We start from the raw sequence: 13,777 nt of genomic DNA, 5'->3' as shown, positions 1-13,777 counted from the left end.
GACTGGAATCATGGGTGAACTACTGTTAGAGATTAGAGACATCAAGAAGAAATTTGACGGGGTGGATGTGCTGGAAGGTATCAGTCTGTCAATCCAGCGAGGAGAGTTTATCACTTTTTTAGGGCCTTCCGGATGCGGAAAAACGACGACACTGAGAATCATTGCTGGATTGGAGAACCCAGATAGTGGTCAGGTACTGCTGGAGGGAAAAGATGTGACAAACCTAGAGCCAAACTGCCGGGATGTAAATACAGTCTTTCAAAATTACGCGCTGTTTCCCCATATGAGTGTGGCAGACAATGTGGGATACGGGCTGAAAATTCGAAAGGTGCCAAAAAGTGAGATTCAAAGAAAAGTAAAAGAGATGTTAGAACTTGTTCAGTTGGAGGGATTTGAAAAGAGAAAACCTTCTGAGCTGTCAGGGGGACAAAAACAACGGGTGGCCATCGCCAGAGCTCTCGTAAACAATCCAAAGGTTCTTCTGCTGGATGAACCTTTAGGAGCGTTGGACTTACAGCTGCGAAGGACCATGCAATCAGAACTGAAAAAGCTGCAAAAGAGGTTGGGAATCACGTTCATCTATATCACTCATGACCAAGAAGAGGCCATTAACATGTCTGACCGTATTGTGGTGATGAATCAAGGAGTATTTGAACAGATTGGATGTCCAGATGAGGTCTATAATCATCCTAAAACTAGTTTTGTAGCTACTTTTGTGGGAAATGCCAATATCATCAAGGGTGTCGTGGAACGTGTGGTGCAAGATAAGGCTTTGGTGGTCGCCTGTAAAGGCAAGGCTTTGGTAGATTTAAATGGAGAGACTCTTCGGCCTGGAGAGCAGGTGACTTTGGCTGTCCGCAGCGAGAATATCAGTTTGGATGAGGATTGTGGCTGTGGTCTGGAAGCGACGGTGGAAGAAAAGACTTTCTCAGGTGGACTGCTTCGGATGGTTCTTAGAGCAGAAGATGGGAGCACCTTGGTATCCAGCAGGTATGGGATTGACGCCAATGTCCAAGTGGGCCAGAAAGTCTGTTTTCGATGGGAATCCAACCAAGCGGTTTTGGTTGATAGAGGGTGAAAAAATATGAGAAATGATAACCGAAGAGGAGTGCTGATGTCTCTCCCGCTGTTTTTATTTACCATTGTGTTCGTCGCCGCACCTTTGATCTATATGGTGGCTTTGAGCCTTGCCACGAACAATGAAGGGTATGGGGTGACTTGGAGCTTTACTCTGGAAAACTATACTAGAATCTTAGAGCCGGTGTATCTTCAGACCTTTGCACAGTCCTTTCAGCTGGCGCTTACCAGTACGATCGTGATTATATTGCTCGGCTATCCATTTGGCTATTTTATGGCGAAGCTTTCAGAAAAATGGAAGCCAAGGGCGATGCTTCTTTTGATGCTGCCTTTTTGGGTAAATTCGCTGATTCGTCTCTATGGATGGATTATTATTTTGCAGACAAAGGGAATGTTAAACGGGGTGTTGATGAAGCTGGGAATTATTGAGGAACCTTTGAAGATTCTCTACAGCTATCCGGCAATTGTCATCGGCATGGTCTATGTGCTGCTGCCTTTTATGATTTTGTCTGTGTATTCCAGTGCAGAGAAACTAGATTGGTCTTTGATTGAAGCGTCGAGAGATCTGGGAGCCACCGCTTTTCAGACCTTTCGGAATATTACGCTGAAACTAACACTGCCGGGCCTTCTGTCCGGAGTGATTCTCACCTTTATCCCTTCCATGGGACTGTTTTTCATCGCGGATATCCTGGGAGGTAATAAGATTGTTCTGGTGGGAAGCCTGATTCAAGATCAGATGACTAGAGGAAGCAATTGGCCGTTCGCTGCCGCGCTTGCAGTGGTATTGACAATTTTAACCTCTCTGATGATCTATCTGTACCGTAGGCTGACGAAAGTAAAAGATTTGGAGGGACTGTATTGAAAAAAAATTCGAAATTATCCAATCTCTATCTAGGACTGGTCTTTTTGCTGATGTATCTGCCAATTCTCGTGGTGATTGTCTTTTCTTTCAACGATTCCAGACTGACAGTGGGCTGGAAGGGCTTTTCTCTTCAGTGGTATGAGAAACTGTTTCAGAACAGTAGTCTGATGGAGGCATTGGGAAACAGTCTTATTTTGGGAGTGTTAAGCTGTCTGCTCTCGGCAGTGATTGGGACGCTGGGAGCTGTGGGGATGGCGAAGCTCAATTACAAAAGCAAAGGACTTTTGGAATATGTGTCTATTCTGCCGCTTATGACGCCGGAGATTATTCTGGGCATGGTGTTTCTGGCGTTTTTCTCTCAGTTGAACCTGCCTTTTGGAATGCTGACGCTTTTGATTTCACACACGGTGTTTTGTGTCCCGTATATCCTGATGGAAGTAAAAGCACGGCTCGTGGGAATGGACAAATCTTTAGAGGAGGCAGCGATGGACTTGGGGGCTACGCCCAGAAGAACCTTTTTTGATATCACACTGCCTTTGATTATGCCGGCGGTTCTGTCCGGCTCTCTGCTGGCATTTGCGATGTCTATGGATGATGTGGTAATTAGCGTGTTTGTAAATGGTCCGAGGCTTAGCACGCTGCCGATTAAGGTTTACACACAGATGAAGACCGGGGTGACTCCGGAAATCAATGCACTGTGTACCTTGATGTTGGTGGTCAGTGTTGGTATATTATTACTATACTCTCTGGTACGCAGGCTCAGCGGCAGAGGGATAACTAAAAAGAATAGGGAATTATAAAGGAGGATTCAATGAAAAAGAAAGTGATAGCAGGAATATTAGGGATGACAGTGCTGGGAACTTCTATGCTGAGTGGATGCTCAGGTGGAAGCTCTGATAAGGATGCAGGGGAAATGGTACTGTATACCTGGGAAGCTATGTTTCCCCAGGAGGTCTTAGACGGATTTGAGGAGGAGACCGGCATCAAGATTATCTACTCCAACTTTGACACGGACGAGACCATGTTAGAAAAGCTGGCCCAGGCAGAGGGCGGAGATTATGATGTGGTAATTGCCGACGATTATATTTTGGAAACGGTAATACAGCAGGAGCTAGCCCAGAAGCTGGACAAGGAAAAATTGGAGAATATCGGAAATGTGAATCCGCTGTATCAGGGGCAGTTTTATGATCCGGAGGATGCCTATACGGTTCCCTATGGGGCAGGAATTCCGTTGATTGTCTATGATCCTGAGCAGGTGGATATCGAGATCAAGGGTTACAAAGATCTCTGGGATCCATCACTGAAAGACAGCATTGCCCTTACGGCGAACTACCGCGTAATCAATGGAATTACTCAGCTTGCCATGGGAAGGAGTATGAATGAGGAAGATGTAGATGTGATTAAGGAGACGGGAGAGAAGCTGTTGGAGCTGGCACCGAATGTGCGTCTGATTCAGGACGATAACACACAGAATGCTCTGCTGAATGGGGAGGCCAGTGTCGGATTCCTGTACACATCCCAAGTGACTTTGGCACTCCAGGAAAATCCGGATTTGAAAGTGGTATACCCAGAGGAAGGATTGGGCTTTGGTATCATGAATATGTTTATTCCGAAGGAAGCTCCAAATGAGGAGGCGGCTTATCAGTTCCTCGACTACATTCTCGAACCAGAGGTGGCGGCGCAGTGTTTTAATAGTATCGGCTATTACAGTACCAACAAGGCGGCGGACGAGCTGGTAGATCCGAATTTGGTGGTGCCGGATTCCGTGAACAAAGGTGAAATTGTCCAGAATGTAAGTGAAGAGGCGGATATTCAGTATAACAAAAACTGGACGGAGTTTAAAGCGGCTTGTGACTGAGACAGAATGCAAAGAAAGTAGGTTGAAATATAAGAAAGATCGTCAAGCGGGGGTGACAAGCGATGAATGTCTATCACGGAGTAGGGACGTTTCCAGGAATAGCGATAGGTAAGATACAGTTTTACCGCGGATGCGAACAGCATATTCATAAGTATACGGTCACAGATACACAAAGTGAGTTGATACGTTTTCAAAAGGCCAGAAAAAAAGCGATTGAGGAGTTGCAGGACTGGCATAAAAAGGAACAGGCGGAGCTGGGGAGGACACTCAGGCGGATTGAGACGTACATCCAGCTTTTGGAAAACAGCAGTTTTATCCGGGCAATTGAGAGTATGGTACAGTCGGAGAAGGTGAATGTATCCTATGCGATTGCTACCACAAAGGATGAGCTGTCTACGACTTTTGCAAAGTTGGATGACCCTTATGTGCAGGCCAGAGTGGAGAGTATCCGGTATATCTCAGATCAGTTGATTGGAATTTTGGATAGTATCAGCCGGGACCGGATTCAAGGAGAGGAGCCTGTGATTCTGGTTTCCCGGGAACTCTCGCCGGCACATGTGATGGAGGTGGACCAGAAGAAGCTGCTGGCGATTGTGACAAAGCAGGGTTCAGCGATTTCTCACACTTCTATCTTGGCGAAGACGATCAACATTCCGGTGTTGATCGGATTGGAGGTGGACGTAGAATGGGATGGCTGTATCGGAATCGTGGATGGGTACAATGGCACGCTCTATGTGGAGCCTGATACGGACACCTTGAAAGTCTACCAGGAAAAACAGGTCTGTGACTTGAAAAAACAGGAAGAATTGTTGAAACTAAGAGACGCGGAAGATGTGACCAAAGACGGAACGAAGGTTGAGCTTTTGGCGAACATTGCAAATCTGGAGGATTTGGACAGTGTTCTGACTAATGGTGCGTCAGGAATCGGTCTACTGCGCAGTGAGTTTCAATATCTGGGAAGAGAGAACTATCCCAGAGAAGGAGAGCTTTACCGGGTATACCGTCAGGTAGCGCAGACCATGGGAGACCGCAGAGTCGTCATTCGGACGGTGGACCTGGGAGCAGACAAGCAGGCGAACTATATGAATCTGCCGCAGGAGCTGAATCCTGCCATGGGAAATCGAGGAATCCGGGTCTGCCTGGATCGAAAAAAGATGTTTCGCGCCCAAATCCGAGCGATCTACCGTGCCAGCATCTACGGAAATTTGGCGATTATGTATCCAATGATCACTTCTATGTGGGAGGTGGAAGAAATCTGGGAGATTGTAGAAGATGTGAAAAAAGGTCTGGATCAAAGAGAGATCCCCTATAAAGACATCCCCAACGGCATCATGGTTGAGACTCCAGCAGCGGCTATGATCAGCTCTGAACTTGCTGAGAAAGCGGACTTTATCAGCTTGGGAACCAATGATCTGACCCAGTATGTCTTAGCTATGGATGCCCAGAATCCTCAACTAGAAAGGAAGTTTGACAGACATCACCCGGGTGTTCTTCGAATGATGGAGATGGTAATAAAGTCTACTCATGAGGCAGGTAAAAAGGTTTTGGTCTGCGGAGAGCTGGCTGCGGAAAATGTGATGATTCCTTATTTTTTGAATCTGGGAGTAGATGCTTTGTCTATGGCGCCCGCCTGTATTTTGCCGGCCCGAAAGATCGTGCGTAATCTGGATTTGAGAAAAGTAGAAGAGAAATGACTGGAAAGGGATAAGATGGAGAAAAGAAGCAAGGTTGTTTTGCTTCCTTGTAAGGCTTATGAGGAAGAAGAGCTTAAGAGACAACTAAAAAGAGGACTGGAACTTTTAGGAGGTCTGTCTTCCATTGTAAAAAAGAATGAAACTATCTTGTTGAAACCCAATTTGCTGAAAAAGTCAGAAACTGAGAAAGCCGTCATAACGCATCCTGCGGTTATGGGGGCTTTTGCCCTTTTATTAAAGGAGGAGGGCTATCGGCAGATAAAAGTAGGGGATTCCTGCGGGACGAGTACTGCCAGGAAGGTGATGGAGCTTTGTGGGATGGACCAGATTTTAAGTGAGCAGGGAGTTCAGGCAGTGGATTTTGACCGGGGAGTACGGGTGGACTTTCCTCAGGGGAGACAGGCGAAAGAATTTGTGATGGCCGCTGAGGTGGAGGAGTCAGATGCCTTGATTAATGTCTGCAAGATGAAGACGCACCAGCTAGAGAGAATTACCGGTGCAGTGAAAAATCTATACGGTTGTATCTATGGATTTCATAAGGCAAAAGGACATACAAAGTATCCAGACGCCCACAGCTTTGCCAGAATGCTGGTGGACTTGAATTTCCATGTGAAGCCCAGACTTCACATTATGGACGGAATTATGGCCATGGAAGGAAACGGGCCAGGCTCCGGGGACCCGGTGCCGATGAATGTAATTTTAATGTCTCAGGACCCAGTGGCATTGGATAGTGTGTTCAGTCATTTGATTTATCTAAAACCTCAACTAGTGCCCACGAACGATCAAGGGGAGAAGATGGGGCTGGGTTATTGGCATCCAGAGCGTATCTGTCTTTTGCTTCCTGACGGTGAGATTTCCATGGAAGAGGCGGTTCGTAGATTTGGAAATCCTAAGTTTGTGGTAGATCGTAGTCCTCAAAAGAGTGACTGGTGGGTATGGATGGCGAAATTCTTTCATATATTCCAGAAGAAGCCTTATATTCTAGAGGACAAATGCATTGGCTGTGGAATTTGCGTAGATAGTTGTCCGGTAGAGGGAAAAGCTTTGAAGTTCATTGGAAAAAAAGCACCGGTATACAATTACAGAAAATGTATCCGATGCTTTTGTTGCCAGGAGATGTGTCCGAAAAAAGCAATTCAAGTAAAGTAAGAGGCTAGAGGATTTCTGTCATCCTACGGATGAATTCGGGTGTGGTTCCACAGCAGCCTCCGACGATAGAAGCCCCCATATCTACCAGAGTTTTCATGTGCAGAGCAAAATCTTGTGGGGTCATATTGTAGACTGCCTGGCCGAGATCGTCGATAACGGGCATTCCCGCATTGGGTTTCGCAATGACTGGGATGGAAACAGTCTCATAGAGTGTGCGGATAATTGCCACCAGTTGTTCTGGGCCGACGGAACAGTTGATGCCCACAGCGCTGGCTCCGGCGCTTTCTAGGGCAAGGGCTGCCTCAAAGATGTTCCCACCGGTGAAGAGGCTGCCGTCGGATTCTATGGTCATGGAGCACATGACAGGGAGATCACAGACGGATAAAGCGGCGTCTAAGGCCGCCAAAGTTTCTTCTATGCTAATCATGGTCTCAACGGCGAGAAGATCGACCCCTGCCTCAGCTAAATAGTGAATTTGTTCTTGATAGACTTCAAAGGCCTGTTCATAGCTCAGTTCGCCGGCAGGGGCCATCATTTTGCCTGTGGTGGTCAGATCACCGGCTACCAACACCTTGTCGTCAGCAGCCTCCAGCGAGTAGGAGACCAGTGTTTTGTTTAAAGCTTCTATTTCATTTTCTAGGCCGTGCATGGAGAGGCTGATGCGATTGCCACCGAAGGTAGGCGCGTAGATTACCTGGCTTCCAGCTTCTATGTATGCTTTTTGCAGTCTGAGAAACACGTCCTTGTGGTCTCGTACCCAGATTTCTGTACAGACACCGCGGGGCATTCCTGCGGCCATAAGGTTGGAGCCTGTGGCTCCGTCCAGCAAAAGGGGGAATTTAATTTGTGTCTGAAATTCTTCTCTTTTCATAAGTGTTCTCCTCTGTGAGATATTAAAAAATACTAATTGTAATTAGAATACCATATTTTGATAAATTGGGCAAATATACTCTAAAAATTTCTCTAAGGGGTTGAAAAATTTTCAAAAACTGGTACTATAAGCTAGGGCGGTGCATTGAAATTAGGTTGAGATAGAGGTGGCACTGCGCAAGTTAAGACTACGGATGGAGGAGAAAAGATGTTAGAGTTAGAGCACATTTCCTTCGAGGTCGCTGGAGAGCGAGGCGAGAAGGAGATTTTAAAAGACGTAAGTTTTGTCTTACCGGATAATAAATTTGTGGTGATTACGGGACCTAACGGCGGTGGAAAATCTACGCTGGCAAAGGTGATCGCAGGCATTGAGACGCCAAATTCAGGGAGAATTCTCTGGGACGGAGAGGATATCACAGACTTAGATATTACACAGAGAGCTAGATTGGGAATCAGCTATGCCTTTCAGCAGCCGGTACGGTTCAAAGGTGTGACCGTATTCGATTTGATTCGTCTGGCATCTGGGAAAGAGATTTCCGTCAGCGGAGCCTGTGAGTATCTGTCAGAGGTGGGACTGTGCGCGAAAGATTATATCAACCGTGAGGTAGATGCGAGTCTGTCGGGAGGAGAGATTAAGCGCATTGAGATCGCGACGATCATGGCCAGGAAGACGAGAGTTTCTGTATTTGATGAACCTGAGGCGGGAATTGACTTGTGGAGCTTTCAGAATTTGATTCAGGTGTTTGAAAAAATGCACAGTCAGATTCAGGGTTCAATTTTGATTATTTCCCATCAAGAGCGGATTTTGAACATTGCGGATGAAATTCTTTTGATTGCAGATGGGGAATTAGTAAAACATGGAAGCAAAGACGAAGTTTTACCGACTCTTTTGGGGACGGCAAACGCGGCTGATTTTGCTTGCAGCAAGATTGAGAGGTGTTAAGGGATGGACGCGATTCAAAGACAGTTATTGGAGGCAGTTTCAGGACTGCATGAGGTTCCGGAAGGAGCTTATAATATACGGGCAAACGGTCAGAGTGTGGAGAGAAACAGCACAGAACATATCCAGATTACCAGTAAAGACGACGGTAAGGGAATTGACATTCATATTGCGGACGGGACAAAAAACGAGAGTCTTCATATTCCTGTAATTTTGAGTCAGAGCGGTTTAAACGAAGTGGTCTACAATGACTTCTTTATCGGAGACGGCTGTGAGGTGACGATTGTGGCGGGCTGCGGAATTGACAACTGTGGAAATTCCAACAGTCAGCACGATGGAATTCATCGCTTTTATATCGGCAGGAACTCCCGTGTGAAATATGTGGAGAAGCACTATGGAAGCGGAGATGGTATGGGAAAGAGAATCATGAATCCCGAGACGGTGGTGGAGCTGGGAGAGGACAGCTATATGGAAATGGACACTGTCCAGATCAAAGGCGTGGATTCCACAAAACGTCTGACCCAGGCAAAGCTAGCGAAGGGAGCAAAGCTGGAAGTCATGGAAAGGTTGATGACTCACGGTGCGCAGAGGGCAGACAGCCATTTCGATGTAGAGATGAATGGTGAGGGTTCTAGTGCCAATGTGGTATCCAGGTCTGTAGCCAGAGATTCTTCTTATCAAATGTTCTCATCTAATATTATTGGAAATGCAAAGTGCAATGGACATACAGAATGTGATGCAATCATCATGGATGAGGCGAAAATCAGCGCACTTCCGGAAATCACAGCAAACAACCCGGACGCGGCTTTGATTCATGAGGCTGCGATCGGAAAAATCGCTGGAGAGCAGATCATCAAGCTTATGACACTGGGTCTGACAGAGTCAGAGGCGGAAGAACAGATCGTCAGCGGCTTCTTGAAATAGAGGATAGAAATATAAGAAGGACTTTTCATTTGAGAAATGAAAGGTCCTTTTTTGTTTTATCAGGAAACTGCGTACTTATGAAGCAAAAAACGTTCCGCGTGGATCGCACTGCGGCGGAGACGAAAATGTTGCTGACGCAACCCGCCGCAGGCGGAGAATCCTACAAGCAGGATTCTTTTTTAGAAAAACTAGATAGCAGGAAGAAAATCTGCTATAATAAAACACGATTGAAAACACCACACAGAAGGCAAGAGGAATTGGAGTGATTAAAATAGATTGAGGCTGTCTAAGAGGGGAGAGACAGCGGAAAGATCAGGAGGAAGAATATGAGAAATAAAAAATGGATGAAAGCGCTGGCAGTCACCTTGTGCCTGACCGCGGGAGTGGGAAACACTGTTTATGCGAATCCCGGTGAGGAACAGAACCTGATGATGCAGGAGGGTGCACAGAACCTGACGGTGCAGGAGGATGCCGCAGAAAGCACCTTCGAGGAGACAGATGAGGAAGAAGCGGACTTGCCTGACAGCGGGACAGAAGAGGAAAGACAGGAGGTTCCTGAAGTTTTCTCGGAGGAGACGAAGCAGGAAACGGAAGAATTGAGATCCGGGGATGGGACGGATGTGAACGAGGAGTCCCAAGAGATGGAGCCGGATGAAGGGATGACGGAGAAAGAATTTCAGGCGCAGGTTCCTGTGGTGACTGAGATTCAGGCGATGGACTATCAGACGGTCCAGTTGTCTTGGGATGAGGTGGAGGAGGCGCAGGGATACTCTGTCTATCGTCGGGTAAAGGGGACTGAGGGCTGGAAATGGTATGCCAAGGCGCTGACGAATTCCTATGTGGATGAGAAGGCCCAGACAGGAGTTCGCTACGAGTATACGGTGAGAGGATTCTGCCAAGGGGAAAGCGAGAGAATTTTTACTCAATATGGAAATACCATGTCGGCTGTGACGAAATTGGAGATTGTTGATTTTACGGCAAAGCCTTTGAACTACTGTAGCGTTCAGCTTTCCTGGGAGAAGACAGCAGGTGCGACTCAGTATGATGTTTTTCGAAGGACTTCCTCATCGGAAACATGGAAATGGTTGAAGAGAGTGTCTGCCAATACTTTGAAATATGTGGACAAGACAGCTCAGACCGGGGTGAATTATTACTATACCGTGCGTGCCCAGAGAGTGACATCTCAAAGAAGAGTGGTGGGAAAATATAGGACTGACGTGCGTGCGAAAGCAGTTTTAAACACGCCGGGGATTGGAGCCAAGGTCAATGACGATCAGATTCGGGTCACTTGGGGAAAGGTGGCTGGTGCAGACGGATATCACATCACGAGGAAGGTCGGAGATGGGCAGTTTGAGTGGTACTGCAATCGGACTAGTCTGTATCTTGATGATAAGAATGTAGAGCAGACGAAAGCATACACCTACCGCATAGCCGCGTATCGCTATGTGAACGGCAGGAAAGTCTGGAGTGAAAAGAGAGCAAGCAGCCAGATTGTGGTGCCGCCGGACAAGCCAGTCGTCACGGTAGCGTCTAAGAGTAAAAGCGCTGTGCAGTTGAAGTGGACGAAGAACAGCAAGGCGGACTTTTTCTATGTGTATCGCCTGGACAACGGAAAGTGGTCGCGAATCGGGACAGTGAAAGCAGGTACCTATCAATACAAAGATACGACTGTGAAGAGAGGAAAAACCTACAAATACCGAGTGCGCGCTGGTGCTAAAGTCAATGGAAAAAATTACTATAGCGTTTATGGTCAGAGCAAAGAGTGTAAGATTTGACCGGACGGTGTGAAAGCTGAGAGAGAAGATGTTTTAGGAGAGAGGGTATGAGAAGAAACGTGGAGATTGGCGAGATCTCGGATGGAAAGTTTTATTCGTCCAATGATATGGCAAAGCTAAGCTGTAGCGGCTGCGGTGGATGCTGCCGGGGAATGGGGCACTCTGTAATTCTAGACCCTTGGGATATCTGGGAGATGACGAGGAATCTGGGAGTGACTTTTGATGATCTGCTCTCGGAGGCAGTGGAGCTGCAAGTGGTGGACGGCGTGATTTTGCCGAATTTGAAGATGATAGGACAAGGGGAATCGTGTTTCTTTTTGAGCAGTGAGAATCGCTGCAGAATTCATAAGTTTCGCCCGGGAGTCTGCCGTCTGTTTCCTCTGGGAAGATATTATCAAGGAAATACCTTTCAATATTTTGTCCAGAAAGGGGAATGCCACCATCCAGCTAAGATAAAAGAAAAAATTCACAAGTGGATTGGGATACCGAGTCTGAGATTATATGAGAAGTATATAAGAGAATGGCATGCTTTTTTGAAGGAGGCAGAGAACGCTGTCGAGCGTCTGAAAGACCCACAGTCGACGAAAAATCTGTGCCTCTATATCTTGAATCAATTTTATCGAAAACCTTATGGAGCCGAGAGGGATTTTTATGCACAGTTTGAAGAACGTCTGCGAGAGGCGAAGGCACTGTTGGCTTTAGAGAATTGAGAGAGGAAAGGCATAGTGAAAAGAAAGCATTGCTTTTTGACCGGGGAAAAGCAGGTGGGAAAGAGTTATTTGCTGAGGAAGATATTTGAGGAAAATGCGTTGCCTCTTCGCGGGTACGAGACCAGGCCGCTGATGATCGAGGGAAAGAAAAAGGGATATTACCTTCATGGATTAACAGAAGGGTGGATGCCAGAGAATGACAGTCCTATTGTGGTTCGTATCAGAAATGAGAGAAAGATACAGATACCTGAGACCTTTGACTATTTGGGAGCGAATCTATTAAAGGCATACAGTCCGGAAGAGGTCTTGCTGATGGATGAGATCGGTGCGGCAGAAGACAAGGCATATGAGTTTCAAAGGGCGGTCTTAGACTGCCTGGACCGGCAGAGACTGGTATTAGGTGTGTTGCAAAAGGGTGGTGGAAGACTGGTTCAGGCCATCGAAAGACGGGAAGATGTCTGTGTCTATGAGATCACTAGAGAAAACAGGGGTGATATGGAGGGAATGTTGGTGAATATAGTCAGAGAGATCATCAGTTATGGAGGTTAAGATGAACATTATTGAAGCAACAAGCAGAAATTCATTACTGATAGAACAGTTATTAGGAGTGTGGGAAAGTTCTGTAAAGGCAACACACTTGTTCTTATCTGAGAGTGAGATAGAAGAAATCAAAGAATATGTTCCGCAGGCATTAAAAGAAATCCCTCGTTTATTTATAGCAGTAAATGAGAAACAGCTCCCTGTCGGATTTATGGGGATTGCAAAGCAACATCTGGAAATGCTTTTTATCGCTCACGAAGAAAGAGGAAAAGGAATTGGAAAGAAATTGCTTCAATACGGAATTGAGAAGTATTCAGTCAATAATCTGGCTGTGAATGAACAGAACCCTCTTGCAAAAGGGTTCTATGAACATATGGGATTTGAAGTTTATAGAAGAACAGAGTGTGATGAGCAAGGAAATCCATACCCACTTTTATACATGAGATTAGCTGAATAGGCTTCAGTTTTCACAAATCAGTAGGTAAGGAGGAAAAGTTATGAAAATTGGAATTGTTTGTGCCAGTGATGATGAACTTGTTCCTTTTTTAGCCATGATAGATAATTGCAAAATTACGGAAAGGGCAATGCTGAAATTTTATGAGGGACAAATTTGTGATGTGCAGGTTGTTGCTTTATTTTCAGGGGTATGTAAGGTAAACGCTGCCATAGCAACACAAATACTGATTGACCTTTTTGAAGTGAATATCGTTATCAATGCAGGGACAGCAGGCGGAATGAACCCAAAGCTTAGAATATTTGATACTGTTATATCTACGGAAACCTGTTATCACGATGTTGCACAAGATATTTTAACGGAATTTCACCCGTGGTTGAAAACTGTATTTTTTGAAGCAGACCGAGAATTGATAAAAATATCTGAAAGAGTTGTAAAGGAAATGGAGGCGAAAGGCAAAGTGTTCTGGGGACGGATTGTAACGGGGAAAGCCTTTATCACAGATGAGGGGCGTAAAAAGATCAATGATGAATTTGCACCTTTGGCGGTCGATATGGAAACGGCAAGTATCGCTCATGTATGTTATGTAAATAAGGTACCATTTCTTTCCATTCGCTGTATTACAGATACTGTTGAACATAATGGCGTCAAAAATTTTGAAGAAAATTGTGTTGAAGCTTCCATGATTGCAAAAGATATTACAGTAGCTGTGTTGAAAGATTATAGCAGACAGCATAAATTGAGACAATAAAACTAGAAGAGAAAGCGGAAACATCCGATTACTAAAGCTTAAAAAGAGACGTTTTATTAAACTATGCTAAAAATCAGGAGAATATCCACAAACAAGAGGATATTCTCCTGATTTTTCTATAAACAGAGCGAAGGTATCGCTCAATTTTTTTATTATGTTATGTGGAGAAATTT

At 45.7% G+C, this 13,777-nt stretch carries 15 protein-coding genes; 14 read left to right on the top strand and 1 reads right to left on the bottom strand.

Going from position 1 to position 13,777, the window contains the following annotated elements; genetic code table 11:
- The first annotated feature begins 10 nt into the window (after positions 1–10).
- From BLHYD_RS09285 to BLHYD_RS09260, 6 genes are all read left to right on the top strand, one after another.
- Complete coding sequence (locus BLHYD_RS09285; RefSeq protein ID WP_005946152.1) at positions 11–1,078, top strand: ABC transporter ATP-binding protein; 1,068 nt, start codon at positions 11–13, stop codon at positions 1,076–1,078.
- Between the two features lie 6 nt (positions 1,079–1,084).
- Positions 1,085–1,939, top strand: coding sequence for an ABC transporter permease (locus tag BLHYD_RS09280; RefSeq protein WP_005946150.1), 855 nt, complete (start codon positions 1,085–1,087; stop codon positions 1,937–1,939).
- A complete protein-coding gene (locus BLHYD_RS09275; protein WP_005946148.1) occupies positions 1,936–2,739 on the top strand; it encodes an ABC transporter permease in 804 nt (267 codons plus the stop codon). The genes BLHYD_RS09280 and BLHYD_RS09275 overlap by 4 nt, the downstream gene beginning before the upstream one ends.
- An 11-nt stretch (positions 2,740–2,750) precedes the next feature.
- A complete protein-coding gene (locus BLHYD_RS09270) occupies positions 2,751–3,797 on the top strand; it encodes a polyamine ABC transporter substrate-binding protein (RefSeq protein WP_005946146.1) in 1,047 nt (348 codons plus the stop codon).
- Between the two features lie 62 nt (positions 3,798–3,859).
- The gene (ptsP, locus tag BLHYD_RS09265) at positions 3,860–5,491 is read left to right on the top strand and encodes a phosphoenolpyruvate--protein phosphotransferase (protein WP_005946145.1); all 1,632 of its coding nucleotides are present in this window, start codon (positions 3,860–3,862) and stop codon (positions 5,489–5,491) included.
- A 15-nt stretch (positions 5,492–5,506) separates the two neighbouring features.
- Positions 5,507–6,640, top strand: a complete 1,134-nt coding sequence (locus BLHYD_RS09260) for a DUF362 domain-containing protein (RefSeq protein ID WP_260784501.1) — start codon at positions 5,507–5,509, stop codon at positions 6,638–6,640.
- Between the two features lie 4 nt (positions 6,641–6,644).
- Here the strand turns inward: BLHYD_RS09260 and BLHYD_RS09255 are convergent, their stop codons facing one another.
- Positions 6,645–7,511 carry a homocysteine S-methyltransferase family protein gene (locus tag BLHYD_RS09255; protein WP_005946139.1) on the bottom strand — a complete coding sequence of 289 codons (867 nt, stop codon included), beginning with the start codon at positions 7,509–7,511 and terminating at the stop codon, positions 6,645–6,647.
- Positions 7,512–7,718: 207 nt separating this feature from the next.
- Between BLHYD_RS09255 and BLHYD_RS09250 the strand changes: the two genes are divergently transcribed.
- The 8 genes from BLHYD_RS09250 (at position 7,719) to BLHYD_RS09215 (ending at position 13,604) form a co-directional block, all read left to right on the top strand.
- A complete protein-coding gene (locus tag BLHYD_RS09250) occupies positions 7,719–8,453 on the top strand; it encodes an ABC transporter ATP-binding protein (protein WP_005946137.1) in 735 nt (244 codons plus the stop codon).
- A gap of 3 nt (positions 8,454–8,456) precedes the next feature.
- Positions 8,457–9,374 (top strand): SufB/SufD family protein, encoded by a 918-nt coding sequence (locus BLHYD_RS09245; protein WP_005946135.1) that lies wholly within the window; start codon positions 8,457–8,459, stop codon positions 9,372–9,374.
- Positions 9,375–9,451: 77 nt separating this feature from the next.
- On the top strand, positions 9,452–9,640 hold the full coding sequence (locus tag BLHYD_RS09240; protein ID WP_005946133.1) for a hypothetical protein: 189 nt from the start codon (positions 9,452–9,454) through the stop codon (positions 9,638–9,640).
- Positions 9,641–9,700: 60 nt separating this feature from the next.
- Positions 9,701–11,149, top strand: a complete 1,449-nt coding sequence (locus tag BLHYD_RS09235) for a fibronectin type III domain-containing protein (protein WP_005946131.1) — start codon at positions 9,701–9,703, stop codon at positions 11,147–11,149.
- 47 nt (positions 11,150–11,196) lie between these two features.
- Positions 11,197–11,859: a YkgJ family cysteine cluster protein gene (locus tag BLHYD_RS09230; protein ID WP_005946130.1), complete on the top strand. Its 663-nt coding sequence runs from the start codon at positions 11,197–11,199 to the stop codon at positions 11,857–11,859.
- A gap of 15 nt (positions 11,860–11,874) precedes the next feature.
- Positions 11,875–12,408 carry a nucleoside-triphosphatase gene (locus BLHYD_RS09225; protein ID WP_005946128.1) on the top strand — a complete coding sequence of 178 codons (534 nt, stop codon included), beginning with the start codon at positions 11,875–11,877 and terminating at the stop codon, positions 12,406–12,408.
- Position 12,409: 1 nt separating this feature from the next.
- The gene (locus BLHYD_RS09220; protein ID WP_021844714.1) at positions 12,410–12,856 is read left to right on the top strand and encodes a GNAT family N-acetyltransferase; all 447 of its coding nucleotides are present in this window, start codon (positions 12,410–12,412) and stop codon (positions 12,854–12,856) included.
- Between the two features lie 40 nt (positions 12,857–12,896).
- Positions 12,897–13,604, top strand: coding sequence for a 5'-methylthioadenosine/adenosylhomocysteine nucleosidase (locus BLHYD_RS09215; protein ID WP_005946124.1), 708 nt, complete (start codon positions 12,897–12,899; stop codon positions 13,602–13,604).
- Positions 13,605–13,777: the final 173 nt, after the last annotated feature.

The sequence above is a fragment of the Blautia hydrogenotrophica DSM 10507 genome (assembly GCF_034356035.1).
GTDB lineage: Bacteria > Bacillota > Clostridia > Lachnospirales > Lachnospiraceae > Blautia_A > Blautia_A hydrogenotrophica.
This window is presented reverse-complemented; position numbering and strand designations above follow the sequence as displayed.